Below are 15311 nucleotides of genomic sequence, written 5' to 3'. Positions count from 1 at the left end.
CTATGGAGGTTTGACAATGGAAATTTTAAAGATTGAGCATTTGTCCAAAACATACGGCAAAGGCGAGTCGGCGGTGAAGGCGCTTGACGATGTTTCTTTTTCGGTCCAAAAAGGCGAATTTGTCGCGATTATCGGACCGTCCGGCTCGGGAAAATCAACGCTCCTGCATATGCTGGGCGGCGTAGATCGGCCGACTGGCGGCAACGTTTTTGTGGAAGAGACGGACATGTATGCCTTGAACGAAACGCAGCTCGCCATCTTTCGGCGCAGACAAATCGGTCTGATCTACCAGTTTTTCAATCTGATTCCCGTCCTGACGGTGGAAGAGAACATGACACTGCCGCTCTTGCTGGATCAACAAAAGGTAGATAAAAAGCAGCTGGACAGTCTTGTGAATACGTTGAATTTGCAGCATCGCTTAAACCACTTGCCCAATCAATTATCCGGCGGGCAGCAGCAGCGGGTTTCGATCGGCCGCGCGCTGATCAGCAATCCTGCGATCATGCTGGCAGACGAACCGACCGGGAATCTGGACAGCAAAAACAGCAGCGAGATCGTCGACTTGTTAAAAATGTTGAATAAAACTTATCATCAGACGCTGATCGTCATCACGCACGACGAACGCATCGCCTTGCAAGCCGACAGGATCATTTCGATTGAAGACGGAAGGATTGCCAAAGACGAGGTGATCCGGCGATGAACATTGTCCATACGCTAACCATCCGGCATTTGCAGCAAAACAAGAGACGAACGCTCGTAACGATCATCGGCGTCATCATTTCCGTCGCGATGGTGACCGCTGTTGCTACGCTCGTTTTTTCCTTTGCGGATTTAATGATCAGGCAAGCCATCGCAGATAATGGGGAGTGGCACGTCCAATATCAAGATGTAAACAAAGAACAGCTTGCGGCGATCCGCGACGATGAGGCAACCAAAACCGTTGCGATCACACGAGATCTCGGCTATTCCCGATTGGCAGGGAGCCAAAATGCAAACAAGCCGTACTTGTTCATCAAGCAATATGATGCGCAAGGCTTCGCGCAATTTCCGGTTGAATTGAGCAAGGGGCGTCTTCCGCAAACGGACAAGGAAGTCGTTATTTCCGAAGCCGTTGCCACGAACGCCAAAGTGAAGTACGAAATCGGCGATCGTCTCACCCTTCACGTCGGCGAACGCTTCGAGAACGGGGGTGATCATCCCCTGGATCAAACCGAACCGCTGCGCAGGGCAGAAAACCAGTTGACCGAAACGTTGCAGCATCTAAAGACGAGAGAGTACACGGTGGTAGGCTTCATCAAGCGTCCACAATGGGAAACGGCGTGGGCACCGGGGTATACGGTCATTAGCTATGTCGATGAAACCATCATGGGGGCAAACGATCGGGTTAATGCAGCGGTAGCTTTGCAGAAAGTCAATCCGACCTTGTTCGCTCATGCGGAAAATTTGGCTGAGAGCAACCAGATCGAAACCGTTCACTATAATAACGACTTGCTTCATTATTACGGCTTGTCCAAAAGCGAAGCGTCGTACAGCATGATGTTTTCATTAACGGCGATTCTGATGGCGGTCATTATGATCGGCTCGGTGTCGCTCATCTACAATGCTTTTGCCATATCCGTCTCGGAACGTTCCCGCCATTTAGGGATGCTTGCGAGCGTGGGGGCTACGAAAAGGCAGAAGAGAAATTCAGTGCTTTTTGAAGGTGTCGTTATTGGCTTGATCAGCATTCCCGTTGGCATCCTGTGCGGTCTTGCCGGGATCGGGATTACGATTTGGTTCATAAACTCCATGATTCAAGGGGCATTATGGACGGCGGAAAAGCTGACGCTCGTCGTCACACCGTTATCGATCCTGATTACCTGTGTTGTTTCGATGTTGACGATTTTCATTTCGACGTATCTCCCGGCTGTCAAAGCATCCAAGATTTCCGCCATGGACGCGATTCGCCAAACTACCGATGTAAAGCTTACGGCCAAAGCGGTGAAAACGTCAAAGCTCGTTCGCAAGCTGTTTGGCATCGAAGCGGAGATCGGCTTGAAAAACTTGAAAAGGAACAAACGGAGATACCATGCCATCGTTTTTTCGCTCGTCATCAGCATCGTTTTGTTTTTATCGGTATCGTTTTTTACCGCCAGTCTGAAGCAATCCATCGAACTGTCGCAGGAAGGCGTCAATTACGATATGGAAGTATCGTACGGCGATGGAAAAAGAATCGACGACAGGCTGGTTCAATCGATTGCCTCCCTTGATAACGTAACGGAATACAACGTGATTCACGCGTTGTACCGAAACGCTTGGGTCGACGAAGCGCTCATCGCCGATGAATTGCGAGAGAAGGTTAAGCAGGATAGGAGTTTGCTCCGGAACGGAAAATATGCTTACGATATAATAATTCACGCCTTAGACGATTCGAGTCTGCAAGCTTATGCCAAAGCGGTCGGCGCAGATTACGAACAGCTTACGAATCCGGATCAGCCTGCCGCGATTGTGCTGGATACGATTCATTACAAAGAGATGGCTACGGGAAAATATGTCCAAGCGAAAGCGATCTATACACAAGTCGGTGAAAGTATCGAGTTTGCGAAAAGCGATAAAGAAACGGGAGAAAAAACGAAGGGAAACAAAGTGACCGTTGCTGCGTTGACGGATCAAGCTCCTATGGGGATGAACACGCCAGAAATAGGCTGGTTAAACATCGTCGTTTCGGAACGCGTCATGAATCGACTCGCTGATGCCGAGGAGCTGGCTCACGTTCAGACCTTTCTCCATTTGAAAAGTACGGAACCGTTGAAAACGCAGCAAGAAATCGAAGAGCTGCATGAGACAAATCTGCACGTCTACAATTTGTATCAATCCAGAAAAAGCAAAGAACAACGGATTTTGTTGATGTCCGTCTTTTCCTATGGCTTTATCGTATTAATTTCAGCGATTTCCATTGCGAACATTTTTAACACGATCTCGACGGGTGTAGCCCTTCGCAAGCGAGAATTTGCGATGCTGAAATCTGTTGGAATGACGCCAAAAGGCTTTGCGAAGATGCTGAACTACGAAAGTATTTTTTACGGGGTCAAGGCGCTGCTGTTTGGGCTTCCCATCAGCTTCGTCGTGATGTATCTGATCTATCGAGCATTGGCGAACAAATTCAGCTATGGATTCGCCCTGCCCTGGATGAGTATTTTGTCTGTCATTGTCGCCGTATTTGTCATCGTCGGCTCCGCCATGCTGTATGCCGGCGCGAAAGTAAAAGGGGAAAACATTATCGATGCGTTGAAGCAAGAGCATGCATGATAGGCAATCGTCTTTGGAGGAGCAAACCATGACTACCCAGCAGCGCAAGATCATTCTTGCCCTAACCATACTTTATACCATGGTGATTCTGTATTTTATCTTTCTCGCTTTCGGCAGGTTAGATACGATCGGGCAAATGACCGACTACACCTTTCTTTTTGTACCGGACAGTTTTTTCAAGCTGCCAAGTATAGCAGATTTGCTTCATCCTACACTGATGGATTTTGTGGATTTTGGCAACATTGCCGCTTTCATCCCTTTTGGCGTGTTGATTCCGTTGCTATACCGGACTAGCTTTGTTCGATTCATTGCATGGTTTTTGCTGTCCATTCTTGTGCTGGAAACCATTCAGGCGCTCACTTTGCTCGGCAGCTTCGATGTGAACGACGTCATTCAAAACTCATCAGGGGCAGCAATCGGATTCGGGGCGTACAAACTGGGCATGCGGACCAAAAACGTCTGGAGAAATATAGCTGCGACAGGCATTTCCATTGTCGTCCTGATGATCGGGGTGTGGGGATTTTGCGCGATTGTTGACAACGTGTTCACCAAAGAAGCAGGACCTTTTGTGGCGTTACATGAACTGACAGATAGCACCGGAAATCCAGCAACGGGAAGCAAACCATACAGCTTTAAAATCGGCGGTCAACAGGTAGAACCCACATACAATGTGTACAGCGTCGAAGGCAAAAACAGGGAAACGTACACGTATACGTTGGGCAACAAGGAGCTTTTTCTCTCCTTGTATTATGGGATTCCCGACCAAAAGGATTTTACTGGAAGCATAAGGGTTGCCGTCGATGGACATGAGTTTCTGTTCGCGGCTGCAGAAGATCAACTCCATGAGCCGGGAGTGTTTGAAATTTTCCTCGAACAAGCAAATGAGCTGACGATCACCATTGAGGGAAATGAACAACTATGGGATGTGGGATTTAGAGAGATGAAATATTTCTGGAATTGAGCCAGGCATTACGCAACGGGGAAACTATTTCCTTGGCCAAATTCCTCACAACAGCGGCAGTCCAGGACTTCGTTTCAGGTCTTGGCTCGCCGCTGTTTCTTTTATGGAAACCAGCAACAGACAAATTTTGTATAAACGCCACTGTCGAGAAAGTGCATTGAGGGAAGGGGAGGCATGGGATACAATGCTTGTGAATCAGTGATAATGAGAATCATTTATATTGTAGGAGTGGTTGATGTGAAGCGGTTGAGTTCCAGAAAAACGGGTCTGCTGGCGTTCGCATTGTCAGCGGCGATTGCGCTGACAGGCTGCGCGGCAAAAGAAGGGGCGAGCGGACAGGCAGTGCAAAGCGACTCGTTGCCGCAGCTTGACGCTGATCATCTGATTATTTTGCCGTCGAATGGAACGTGGGCAGAGGCGGGCAACGAGCAGGCATTGCAGGAGCTGTTGAAAAATTCGGTCTGGCAGACGGTCCCTGCGGTGAAAAAAGGCAACGTCTATCCGGTGGAGCGTTCTTACTGGCAGACGGGCGCGATTATGGCGAACTACCAAAAAATGGACGAGTTGCTGAAGCTGTTTGCCAACTAAAACAATAGCGCGATTGACGCAGAAGAAAGTTTTTCAACATAGGTTGAAGAGTTTTCTTTTTTTCGCTACAATCGGAGTTGATGATAATGAATTTCATTTTCAAAAAGTGAAAAAGCTCATGGTAGATACCTAGCAATCAGTTTACTGGCTCGCTTTTTCGATGCACAGGCAGAAGCCGAACAGCGCCGATGATCCAGGCGAAGAAGGGGAGCCGTACAAGCACTTTCCTTGCTGGGGAAGCGGTGCAAGGTGTTCCGTTTTCGCTCTGTCTGGAATGGCTGGATGAAATGATGCGCTGTCGTTTCGCGCAGAAGGAGACAGCGGCGTTTGCCTGTCAGGTTCGGTTTCAGCAATTGCTTTTGTTACTGTTCCAAAACAAGCGGCTGTCTGCCGAGTCCGCAAGCGTGCCCGACAAGCGCGAAGCCGTGGAGCGCTCGATCCAGCACATGCTTCATTATTGCCAGGAGACGTTGACCGTAGAAGAGTTGGCGCGTATCGCCCAGGTGGATCGTTGGCGGTTTACACGATTGTTTAAACAGGCGACAGGGCAGCTGCCGCTCGATTTTTTGAACGACGTGCGGATTGAGCGCACGAAAAAAATGCTGGCGCAAACCGACGACCGTTTGCAAGATATCGCTGCGCATTTCCGCCGACCATATTTTTCTGTACGCAAATGCAGAAAAAGGGTTCAGCGGCTCTGTATTGTATCGTGATTTGGGGCTGCATCCGTATCGGCAATACCCTGGTTTTACCGAGACGGAGCATGCACCGATGGTCAGCCTGACCAGGGAGCAACTAGCGCATCTGCAAGCTGACCATCTGTTTGTGACCTTTGACAAGTGGCATACGCAAGCGCCCGGAGCGGAGCGTGACATACTCGCTGATCCTGTGTGGAGCGCACTTCCAGCCGTTCGCAACCAGCACGTTTACGAGGTCGACTTTTTGACGTGGATGAACAACGGAATGATTGCCAACACCAAGAAGCTGGAGCAGGTCGTCCAGGCATTGGGCTGAGCGATCATTCCCGTTTGTGCAAAAGAAAAGCCACATAGCCAGGACAGACCGCCCGGATGGGAGCGGTCTTCCTTTTTCTAGGAAAGCGGTCCAAGATTTGCAGGTTGCTCGCTCATTCATGCATGGGCTACAGTAGGATAGCGAGGTTGTGGCTTGGTTCTTGCAGGCCCGACTGATACACAGACAGCATGAATGGAAGCGAGGGAGAAGAGGAGCATGAACAAACTTCGGCTTTGGCGAGTAGGTGTGATGACGGCTTTATTGTTTTCCGGATGGACGCACGCTTTGTCCGTTCCTGCCTTTGCCTTGGATACGGCTGAGCTTTCCTTGACTGAGCAGCGCGAAGCCTTTTTGGACAAAATGGACATCAAAGACAAAGACGTCCTCGGCTTTTACCATACGACGATGAAAGACAGCACAGATGCACGCAAGCACAACATCAAAAAGGCGATGAAAAAAATCAACAACGAGAAGATCGCGCCACAAGCTGTCTTTTCTTATAATAAAGAAGTCGGAAACTCCAATCTGGAGGAAGACGGCTGGAAGCAGGCTGGCGTCATCTTGAACGGACAGCTTACAGACGATTTCGGCGGCGGGATTTGCCAAGTCTCCAGCACCCTGTACAACGCGACAGCGGAGGCGGGAATGACGATCGTCGAGCGCCACAATCACAGCAAGTCTGTGGGCTACGTGCCAGCGGGCCAAGATGCGACCGTTGCCTTCGGTGTGCTTGATTTTCAATTTCAAAATCCGTACGATTTTCCCGTTAAAGTGAAAGCCAAAACATACAAAGACAGCGATGTAGTGATCGCCATCGTGCGTGCCTAATCGCGAATAGCCAGGCAAATCCGGGGAGGACATCAAATTGGGATGTACCTCTCTGTTTTTTTGTCTTCAGGAAAAGTAAAATAATGGATAGAGCCACACACAATTTGGTTTTGAGGCAGGCATTCGTGACCATACTGTGTGAAAAGGAGGTGCCGCAATGTACGTACAGGTGACAGGCGAGAAAAAGAACCAGCGCGTGCTCGTGATGGGGGAGCCTCTCAGCTCTTGCCAGCAAGATGAATACTATCTTTTGCCGGGAAGGTTTGTCGGAGCACTGAAGCCGGAAGACTTGCCTGTAGGAATTGCATTCAAGCTTCAAGGCGCCCTTCCTTCTGGATACGGATTTTATCGCGAAGACTCTGTTGTCTTTCGCCGGAAAAACGATGCTTGCGCTCTCTGGATCGAGGTGACTTCCACTTATGTCATCTCGGAGTGGGATGGATTGTTTTCGCTCGACGCAACCGTTCTGGCGCGCAAAGCGGTCATTGAGCAGCACCAGCAGCTGGAGTTCGTCCTGTATGAAAAGAACGAACAAATGGTCAGACTCCGCTACGGGTTCATGTGGGCTTCTGATGAAGCAACGGATTTGGAGAGCGCGCTGGAAGCGATTTGCGATACCGTATTTGAAGTGGAGGCCAGAGGAAACGCAAGGCTGTGGCCGGGCTATGACAACTGCTTTGACGAGTATTGAGCGGCTTTTGCCGTCCTCTCTGCCATGATATAGTAAATGGGAGCGACAAGCTTTCATAAGGAGAGGACAAAAATGGAACAAATCCGCAATATATACTGTGTGGGCCGCAACTACCGACTGCACGCGGCTGAGCTGGGGAATGACGTACCGAAAAAGCCGATGATATTTGCCAAGCCGACACACGCTTTGGCCATGACGAACGGGCAGGAAATCGCGCTGCCTGGCACGCGCGGCGAGCTTCATTATGAAGCGGAGATTGTCGTGCATATCGCAAGACCGTATGAGCCAGGCTGTGCACTTGAGCAGGTGATTGACAAAGTCGCCTTGGGCATTGATTTTACGTTGCGCGATGTGCAAAGCGAGCTGAAAAGCGCTGGCCATCCGTGGCTGCTTGCCAAAGGGTTTAAAAATTCCGCAATCTTGACGCCGTTTCAGCCGTTCTCGGGGCTGTCTGCCTTGCAGCAAGCCGACTTTTCGCTGCATAAAAACGGCGAGCAAGTTCAGCGAGGCAATATTAGCGACGTCATCTTTGATCTGGAAACGATTTTGGCTTATGTAGAAGAACATTTCGGTCTGGGAGCTGGCGACATCATTTACACGGGAACACCAGCGGGTGTCGGGCCAGTGGCAGACGGCGATGTGCTGACACTCAAATGGGGCGACGAAGAGCGGGGCCAGTTTACCGCCAGATTGAAAGGATAACGAGCCTTACTCCGCCAAGAGAAAACCCATCTTCTGACATGATCAGGCAGAAGATGGGTTTTTTTCGTGCATCGCGCCATTGAAATCGTTTCTCAATGGCTTCTGGTGCTATGGAACTAAAAGGCAAGAACAGCCTACTTTGCCGCTTGTTTTCTGAGTAGTCCGATGCTACTAATTCCTGAATTGGTAAATTTTACGGTCTTATCCTCCTGTTTCCTCCTGCGGTAATCTGTCCATGTACCCAAGACGGGTGCCACAACATAACAAGGAGGAAAAGAAAGTGACGAAACGAGATTGGGTAATGAAGTCAACAATAGCAGTCCTACTGAGTACGTCCCTGTTAATGGGTGGTCAAGTTGGACAGGCGGCCGCTAAGACGCAAGATTCAAAACAATCTGATGTAGTCAATATTGCCACATCGCTGATTGGGAAAGATTATGAATATAAAGCAAAAGGTCCAAAACAATTCGGTTCCGCAGAGCTGGCTACGTATACGTACAAACAAGTCGGCATCACAATCGGCAGCACGATCTCAAGCTTGTCCAAGGCAGGCAAAAAAGTCTCCCAAGACAGCGTTGAGCCGGGAGACCTGGTATTCTTCTCATCGACAGGAAGCGGAAGCGCATCTTTTATGGGAATATACATAGGCAATGATCAATTCGTCTATTCCTCCCAAGGCGAGGATGCCGTTGTCGTGAAAAGCTATTCCGAGTACAGCGACAAATTCGTAGGGGCTCGCCGCATTTTGGAAGAGACAAGCTCTTCGGATAATTCCGGAGACGATACACAACAAGCTCCAAGCGATCTTGCCAACAAAGTAATCAAGATCGGTGAAAAGTATATGGGAACGAAATACAAGTACGGTTCTTCCAGCAGCAGCACCAAAACGTTTGACTGCTCTTCCTTCACGCAGCGCGTCTTCAAGGAAGCGGGAATCACGTTGCCGCGCGACTCCCGCCAGCAATCCACAGTAGGTACGACTGTGTCCAAGAAGAACCTGCAAAAAGGTGACCTGCTCTTCATGAAGGCTTCCGCCAACAGCTCCTCCGACCGGATCACGCACGTGGCGATCTATGCTGGAAACGGCAAAATCTTGCACACGTACGGCAGTCCTGGTGTGACATACTCCAAGTACGATGGGACGAACTGGGAAAAGCGTGTTGTCAAAGTCAAGCGCGTTCTGTAACCTTCATACAGTGTCATCAGTTCGAATCGGCTCTCGTGCATCTGCATGGGAGCCTTTGTTATGTATGACGTAGGAAGTGCCATAATCGTTTCGCCCGTATGGCGTGCCAATTTTTGTATCATGACGCTGTTTTTCTTTTGTTTGAATAGAGTGTAAAGAGGAAAAATTAAAAAAACGTCGAAGTGTCTTTTTACATACGTAAACAAAGGTAAACAAAGTGGGGGTGTGTCATTTGAAATTGAACATGCCAGTCAAATACAACTTCGCGGCGCAAGTCGATGAGTGGGCGAAAAAGAACCCGGAAAGACGCGCTGTCTGGGAGTTGGACGAGCAAGGAAACGAACACATTTTGACCTATGAGGAGTTGCGCCGCTATTCCAATCGCATCGCCAATGCACTTGGCTCCATCGGGATTGGCGAAAAGGATCGGGTGCTGGTGCTCGTCTCTCGCGGCACACTTGCCTACGGACTGTACCTCGCCTTGCTGAAGCTGGGCGCCGTCATCATGCCCGGATCGGAAATGCTGCGCTACAAAGACATCGAATATCGGGTGAACCACGCCAGAGCGAAAGCAGTCATCAGCTTTGACGGGGTGATGGACGAGGTGGAGCCGACTCGCGGCAACTGCCCAAGCTTGACGCATTACATCACAACAGGAGCAGGCAAAGACGGCTGGGTATCGCTTGCCGGACTGATGGAAGGGCAGAGTGAAGAATGTACCGCAGCAGATACGGACGCTGACGAGCTTGCGTTTTTGTCCTACACGTCCGGGACGACAGGCGGGCCAAAAGGCGTCATGCACGTCCACGGCTGGCCGTTCGCCCATCTGGCGGTAGCAGCCAAGCAGTGGCTCGATGTGCGCGAAGGCGACCTGGTCTGGGCGACAGCAGGCCCTGGGTGGGCGAAATGGATCTGGAGTCCGTTCGTATCCACGTTGGGGATGGGAGCGACGGCGTTCGTCTACAAAGGACGGTTCGTTGCCGAAAACTATTTGACTATTTTGCAAAATTACCCCGTTTCCGTGCTGTGTGCTACGCCAACCGAATACAGGCTGATGGCAAAAGTATCCGATCTGTCGCAGTACAAGCTGCAAGCGCTGCGCTCGGCATGTTCGGCAGGCGAGCCGTTGAATCGGGAAGTGATTGACACGTTCCGCCGCGAATTTGCGTTGACGGTGCGCGACGGCTATGGACAGACGGAAAGCACGCTTTTGGTCGGTACCTTTGTCGGCATGGAGCCGAAGCCTGGTTCGATGGGCAAGCCTTCGCCAGTCGTGCGGATCGCGATTATTGACGAGGAAGGGCACGAGCTGCCCGTCGGCAAAGTCGGCGATATTGCCATTGACCGCAATCTGGTGGCGCTGTTCAAAGGGTACCTGGACGATCCCGAGCGCACGGCGAGAGCTTTCCGTGGCGACTGGTACGTTACGGGCGATCAGGGGCAGATGGATGAGGACGGCTACATCTGGTTCGAAGGCCGCTCGGATGACATCATCATCTCTGGCGGCTATACGATCGGGCCATTCGAAGTGGAAGATGCGCTGGTCAAGCATCCGGCAGTGGCCGAGTGCGCGGCGGTTGCCAGTCCCGATCCGGAGCGCGGACATGTGGTGAAGGCGTTTGTGATTTTGAAAAAAGGCCAGACGCCGTCTGACGGGCTGGTTGCCGAGCTTCAGGATCATGTCAAGACATTGACTGCGCCGTACAAATATCCGCGCAAGATCGAATTTGTCCAGGAACTGCCGAAAACGACATCGGGCAAGATCAGACGGATCGAGCTGCGCCAGCAGGAGGCCGGAACGCACCGCTATTGATCGGGGCAAGCCTTACGAAATTGTAAGCTTGCTGTAAGTGGATTCGATGGGAGAAAACATCCCCCTTCCTTACAATGAAGGTGTACTGCAAGGCAAGGGGGAATGTAGCATGAACCAGCTTTCCGTCCCGGTAGGGGGAAACGCGAATCCATATGCAGCAGCAACCGTAAACCAGCCAGCGCGAAAGCGGGCATGGTCGTGGAAAAAAAGAGCGGGCATTTTGCTCGTTTTCATGTTGATTGTCACGATTTTGACTCCGGTTGTCTTGACCTGGGCCGGCAACTGGTGGATCGATGACCAAAAGCTGGCGGCTGTGCAGCACCCGGCTCACGGTGCCTACGTCAAGCTCGACGAGATGCCTGATTATGTCTGGAAGTCGTTCGTGGCAATTGAAGATCATCGGTACATGCAGCATCCGGGAGTCGATCCGTACGGGCTTGCCCGGGCGATCTGGATCGATGTTCGCGAAGGTGCCTACGTGCAGGGGGGCAGCACGATCACGATGCAGCTCGCCCGCAACCTGTTTTTGACCCATGACAAAACGATGGGCAGAAAAGTCAAGGAAATGGCGATTGCCTTGCAACTGGAACAGCGCTACAGCAAAAAAGAGCTGCTGGAAATGTACCTGAACGTGATTTACTTCGGACACGGGCACTACGGCATCGGCGAAGCTGCCCAGTTTTACTTCAACAAATCTGCGGCAACAGCAGGGGGAAAAGTTCCGCTGACGATCGGGGAAACCGCGATCCTCGCGTCTTTGCCAAAGGCGCCGGAAGCGTATTCGCCTGTGAAGCATTGGGAAAAGGCCAAGTCCCGCCAGGCCGTTGTCCTGAACAGAATGGCGGAGTTGAACCTCATCGATCAAGAGACGCTCAAAGCGGCCAAGCTGGAAAGCGTAGTGGTTACGGGAGCGAAAAACAGCAAGGGCAAGTCTTCGCTGTAACTCCATCCTTACACGATTAATGAAGCGAGGCTCGGTCTTCTGTCTGAAAGGCAGGGGGCCGGGCTTTTTTTGCGGGGGGGCACTCGTCAGTTACAGAGGAGGCGGCAGGGTTGCTGTTCACTCATCTGTCGAAGGGCAGGCAGTAGGGTTGTAGCTGTTTGCTCATCAGTCACAGGGCAGGCAGTAGGGGTTGTAGCTGTTCACTCATCTGTCGCAGAGCGTGCGGCATGGATGAGCTGTGCTCTCACCCATATCCCGAACGCTGCATAAAGTAAGGGGAGGAATTACAGGAAGGAGCCACGAGTGTCATGAGTGCGTATCCATATCAGCCCCAGTCCCAGCCGGGATCAAACACCCCGTCGATGACGTCGTTGATTGACCCGTTCGTGTATCAAACGTTGTTAGGCGTTGTGCAGCGTGATGTTACCATCCAAACGACGCAAGGAAACCTCCGAGGAAACGTAGTCAACGTCCTGCCCGACCACGTCGTTTTGCGAGTCGGCGGCTCTACGTTTTTCGTGCGCATACAGCAAATCGTCTGGGTCATGCCGAGTTAGTGACATGATACAACCTTTCCCCCTCATAAAACAGTAAAGACAGGAGGATGACGGGGGAGGGAATCGCGTTGTTTACACGGATTAACCGATTGGCTATCGAGCTTCCGGAGCCGGAATACGGAGACGCCAACGCCGCTGCGGCCGTCCAGGAGCTATTGGGCGGCCGTTTTGGCGAGATGTCGACTTTGAACAACTATTTGTATCAATCGTTCAATTTTCGCGGGAAAAGAAAGCTGAAGCCGTTTTACGACCTCGTCGCGAGCATCACGGCAGAAGAGGTAGGGCACGTCGAGCTGGTATCCAATGCGATCAACTTGTGCATGAAAGGCATTACGCGGCCTGGCGATCCCGACACTACACCGCTCGCCAACGGCTTGAACAAGCGCAACACATATCATTTCATTGCCTCGGCACAGACCGCGCTGCCCGGTGATTCGATGGGCAAATCGTGGACGGGCGACTACGTGTTCACCAGCGGCAATCTCGTGCTTGATCTGCTGCACAACTTTTTTCTCGAATGCGGGGCGCGCACCCACAAAATGCGCGTGTACCAGATGACTGATCACCCGACGGCACGAGCGATGATTGGCTATTTGCTCGTCAGAGGCGGCGTGCATGTGGTGGCCTACGCCAAGGCGCTGGAAATTGCTACGGGAGTCGATTTGACGAAAATGCTTCCTGTCCCGGACTTGGACAACGAGCAGTTTGACGCGACTCATCCGTATATTGCCATGGGGCTAAACCGCAAGCTGTTTACGTTCAGCTACCAGGACTATCAGGATATCGCGATGATCTGGCGCGGACCTTTGCCGGACGGATCAACCGCGGAGGTCATTCAAGGCGTCCCGGATGGCGGGCCTGTTCCCGATCTGGATGAATTGCCGGAGGAGTTTGCGCCAGGGGTGTCGCGGGAAGACTTTTTGGAAATTGCCAAACGGTTGCAGCGATCAGCCGGGCTGTAGGGGAAAAAGAGGATGAACGCAAAGGCAAAACAAAGACCAATCAGCTTGAGTTCGCCAGGGCGAGGGCTGATTGGTCGATTGCTTTTTTAGGGGAGTCAGGTCAGGTTGTGCGATTGACCGCTTTCTCCAGCGCATCTTCGAGGACGTGGGCGTATTGCATCGTCGTCTCGATTTTCGAGTGTCCCAACTGCGCTTGCAGCTGGTGAGGGTCGGGATTCAGCCGCAAAAACTGGGTGGCAAAGCTGTGCCGCAGCTTGTGGACGGACAGATCAGGGATCCCGAATGCTTTCGCGTATTTTTTGACCAGCTTTTGTACCGAGCGCACTTCGATTCGGTGGCCGTGCGGCTTCGTTGGCGATACGGCGAGGAAAACAGCGTCCTCCTGGGAGCCAGGATGATACTTGTCGCGCAGAGCCAGGTAACGGCCGAGATACTCCTTGCCCCAGTCGCTGAAAAAGGGAGCGTCTTCCTTCTTGCCTTTTCTGATCATTTTCAACTGATTTTTTTCCATGACGATGTCGGACAAGTCCAGGCTGACGATCTCCGAGACGCGAAACCCGCCAGAGAGAATCAGCGCGATCATTGCCGTATCCCGGTCGCGATTTTGCAGGTGGTACTGCCGCTTTTTTTCCGTGTCACAGTGGGCGAGGTAGCCGTTGTAAACAAAATCGACGAACTGATAAATTTCATCGTCGATCAAAATTTTGGCCCGGATGGCGTGGGCGCGGGCGAGCGGTGTCATCTCTGTTGCGTCCAGCTCGATTTTGGCCAGGACATTGCGCTTCAAATACGCCTCGCCATGCTCGTCTTCCGCCAGCGCCGCTAAATAATGAAACAACGACTTCAGGCTGGAAATTTTTCGGCTGATCGTCCGGTCGCTGTACTCTTTTTTCGCGCTGCGCGTCGGGTTGGTCAGCAGGGCGGCGCGTTCGTACAAATGCGATTCTTGCAAGTACAAGACGTAGCTTTCGATCGTCTCCTTTTTCAGCTCGTTCAGGTCAGAGAGGGGCATGTCCTTGAGCTCTGTCGCCTGCGTCAAACCTTCTGTCATCATCCAGCGAAAGAAAAAGGCGATGTCGCGCAAATACCCGAGCAAGGTGGAAGGGGAGCTTTTTTTCGTCTTTTTATGGTCGATAAATTTTTCTACATACCAGGGAAAAGACCCGATTGTCTGGAGCAGTTGCAAGGCATCTCGCTGCTTGGTTACGGACATGTGATCCACCGCCCTCCAAAGATTGGAATAGTTGTATACGAACATATATTCTAGCAAAAAGGAAACGTTCTGGGAATTGCAAATTGCGCTATTTACAGTCATGATGAGAAAAAGTAAAGTAGAAAAGTAAATAAAACGTAATCGTTACGATTATTTCGCGGGAGGAATGTTCATTGGCAACGTGGGATTTGTCTCAAACGCGTCACCATGTGTTGCTCTGCAATGGCGGGAGCTGTATGCGCAACGGGGGCGAGGAAGTGACGGTAGCGCTGCGGGAGGCGATCACCGAGGCTGGTCTGGACGACTATGTACATACGAGCCGCACGCGTTGCAACGGGCGCTGTGAGGATGCCTGTGTCGTAGTCGTCTATCCGGAAGGCATCTGGTATCAGAACGTGACCCCGGAAGACGCCAAGCAGATGGTCGATCAGCATTTTCGCCTGGGTCAACCGATCGAAGCTTTGATGACGCATCGCTTTGCAGGGGATGGATTTGCCCGCACATCCGATGCCAAACCGGGGATGTTGAAATCGGCCAAAGCGAAAAAGTAAGCAAGAGCCACGCT

At 51.5% G+C, this 15311-nt stretch carries 16 protein-coding genes; 15 read left to right on the top strand and 1 reads right to left on the bottom strand.

From position 1 onward, the window contains the following. The first annotated feature begins 16 nt into the window (after nucleotides 1–16). The 14 genes from EDM60_RS07710 to EDM60_RS07645 all read left to right on the top strand — a co-directional run bounded on the left by EDM60_RS07710 (nucleotide 17) and on the right by EDM60_RS07645 (nucleotide 13533). Nucleotides 17–700 carry an ABC transporter ATP-binding protein gene (locus tag EDM60_RS07710; protein WP_122963445.1) on the top strand — a complete coding sequence of 228 codons (684 nt, stop codon included), beginning with the start codon at nucleotides 17–19 and terminating at the stop codon, nucleotides 698–700. Then, nucleotides 697–3288: an ABC transporter permease gene (locus EDM60_RS07705; RefSeq protein ID WP_122963444.1), complete on the top strand. Its 2592-nt coding sequence runs from the start codon at nucleotides 697–699 to the stop codon at nucleotides 3286–3288. The genes EDM60_RS07710 and EDM60_RS07705 overlap by 4 nt, the downstream gene beginning before the upstream one ends. A gap of 28 nt (nucleotides 3289–3316) precedes the next feature. Next, entirely contained in the window at nucleotides 3317–4249 is a 933-nt protein-coding gene (locus EDM60_RS07700; RefSeq protein ID WP_122963443.1) for a VanZ family protein, read from the top strand. Between the two features lie 237 nt (nucleotides 4250–4486). Next, nucleotides 4487–4837 carry a TroA family protein gene (locus EDM60_RS07695; protein WP_141254139.1) on the top strand — a complete coding sequence of 117 codons (351 nt, stop codon included), beginning with the start codon at nucleotides 4487–4489 and terminating at the stop codon, nucleotides 4835–4837. Nucleotides 4838–5025: 188 nt separating this feature from the next. Next, nucleotides 5026–5550, top strand: a complete 525-nt coding sequence (locus EDM60_RS07690) for a helix-turn-helix domain-containing protein (RefSeq protein WP_122963441.1) — start codon at nucleotides 5026–5028, stop codon at nucleotides 5548–5550. Then, nucleotides 5540–5851, top strand: a complete 312-nt coding sequence (locus tag EDM60_RS07685; protein WP_141254141.1) for an ABC transporter substrate-binding protein — start codon at nucleotides 5540–5542, stop codon at nucleotides 5849–5851. Before EDM60_RS07690 ends, EDM60_RS07685 begins: the two co-directional genes overlap by 11 nt. Nucleotides 5852–6067: 216 nt before the next feature. Beyond that, a complete protein-coding gene (locus EDM60_RS07680; RefSeq protein ID WP_122963439.1) occupies nucleotides 6068–6679 on the top strand; it encodes a VanW family protein in 612 nt (203 codons plus the stop codon). 157 nt (nucleotides 6680–6836) lie between these two features. Continuing rightward, the gene (locus EDM60_RS07675) at nucleotides 6837–7370 is read left to right on the top strand and encodes a hypothetical protein (protein ID WP_122963438.1); all 534 of its coding nucleotides are present in this window, start codon (nucleotides 6837–6839) and stop codon (nucleotides 7368–7370) included. 72 nt (nucleotides 7371–7442) lie between these two features. Then, the gene (locus EDM60_RS07670; protein WP_122963437.1) at nucleotides 7443–8072 is read left to right on the top strand and encodes a fumarylacetoacetate hydrolase family protein; all 630 of its coding nucleotides are present in this window, start codon (nucleotides 7443–7445) and stop codon (nucleotides 8070–8072) included. A 280-nt stretch (nucleotides 8073–8352) separates the two neighbouring features. Next, nucleotides 8353–9258, top strand: a complete 906-nt coding sequence (locus EDM60_RS07665) for a C40 family peptidase (RefSeq protein WP_122963436.1) — start codon at nucleotides 8353–8355, stop codon at nucleotides 9256–9258. A gap of 232 nt (nucleotides 9259–9490) precedes the next feature. Continuing rightward, nucleotides 9491–11071, top strand: coding sequence for an acetate--CoA ligase (locus EDM60_RS07660; protein ID WP_122963435.1), 1581 nt, complete (start codon nucleotides 9491–9493; stop codon nucleotides 11069–11071). A gap of 109 nt (nucleotides 11072–11180) precedes the next feature. Then, nucleotides 11181–12014, top strand: a complete 834-nt coding sequence (locus tag EDM60_RS07655; protein ID WP_122963434.1) for a transglycosylase domain-containing protein — start codon at nucleotides 11181–11183, stop codon at nucleotides 12012–12014. Nucleotides 12015–12322: 308 nt separating this feature from the next. After that, nucleotides 12323–12571: a YuzF family protein gene (locus EDM60_RS07650; RefSeq protein ID WP_122963433.1), complete on the top strand. Its 249-nt coding sequence runs from the start codon at nucleotides 12323–12325 to the stop codon at nucleotides 12569–12571. A 68-nt stretch (nucleotides 12572–12639) separates the two neighbouring features. Beyond that, nucleotides 12640–13533 carry a manganese catalase family protein gene (locus tag EDM60_RS07645; protein ID WP_063227078.1) on the top strand — a complete coding sequence of 298 codons (894 nt, stop codon included), beginning with the start codon at nucleotides 12640–12642 and terminating at the stop codon, nucleotides 13531–13533. A gap of 100 nt (nucleotides 13534–13633) precedes the next feature. Here EDM60_RS07645 and xerS read toward each other — a convergent pair whose 3' ends face one another. Beyond that, a complete protein-coding gene (gene xerS / locus EDM60_RS07640) occupies nucleotides 13634–14746 on the bottom strand; it encodes a tyrosine recombinase XerS (protein ID WP_122963432.1) in 1113 nt (370 codons plus the stop codon). A gap of 173 nt (nucleotides 14747–14919) precedes the next feature. Between xerS and EDM60_RS07635 the strand changes: the two genes are divergently transcribed. Further along, a complete protein-coding gene (locus EDM60_RS07635) occupies nucleotides 14920–15297 on the top strand; it encodes a (2Fe-2S) ferredoxin domain-containing protein (RefSeq protein ID WP_122963431.1) in 378 nt (125 codons plus the stop codon). Nucleotides 15298–15311 lie beyond the last annotated feature (14 nt).

The sequence above is a fragment of the Brevibacillus parabrevis genome, from assembly GCF_003710905.1.
Lineage (GTDB): Bacteria > Bacillota > Bacilli > Brevibacillales > Brevibacillaceae > Brevibacillus > Brevibacillus parabrevis.
This window is presented reverse-complemented; position numbering and strand designations above follow the sequence as displayed.

Coding starts and splice junctions, on each gene's coding strand:
- EDM60_RS07710 (WP_122963445.1), top strand. CDS start 17: ATGGAAATTTTAAAGATTGAGCATTTGTCCAAAACATACGGCAAAGGC.
- EDM60_RS07705 (WP_122963444.1), top strand. CDS start 697: ATGAACATTGTCCATACGCTAACCATCCGGCATTTGCAGCAAAACAAG.
- EDM60_RS07700 (WP_122963443.1), top strand. CDS start 3,317: ATGACTACCCAGCAGCGCAAGATCATTCTTGCCCTAACCATACTTTAT.
- EDM60_RS07690 (WP_122963441.1), top strand. CDS start 5,026: ATGATCCAGGCGAAGAAGGGGAGCCGTACAAGCACTTTCCTTGCTGGG.
- EDM60_RS07680 (WP_122963439.1), top strand. CDS start 6,068: ATGAACAAACTTCGGCTTTGGCGAGTAGGTGTGATGACGGCTTTATTG.
- EDM60_RS07675 (WP_122963438.1), top strand. CDS start 6,837: ATGTACGTACAGGTGACAGGCGAGAAAAAGAACCAGCGCGTGCTCGTG.
- EDM60_RS07670 (WP_122963437.1), top strand. CDS start 7,443: ATGGAACAAATCCGCAATATATACTGTGTGGGCCGCAACTACCGACTG.
- EDM60_RS07655 (WP_122963434.1), top strand. CDS start 11,181: ATGAACCAGCTTTCCGTCCCGGTAGGGGGAAACGCGAATCCATATGCA.
- EDM60_RS07650 (WP_122963433.1), top strand. CDS start 12,323: ATGAGTGCGTATCCATATCAGCCCCAGTCCCAGCCGGGATCAAACACC.
- xerS (WP_122963432.1), bottom strand. CDS start 14,746: ATGTCCGTAACCAAGCAGCGAGATGCCTTGCAACTGCTCCAGACAATC.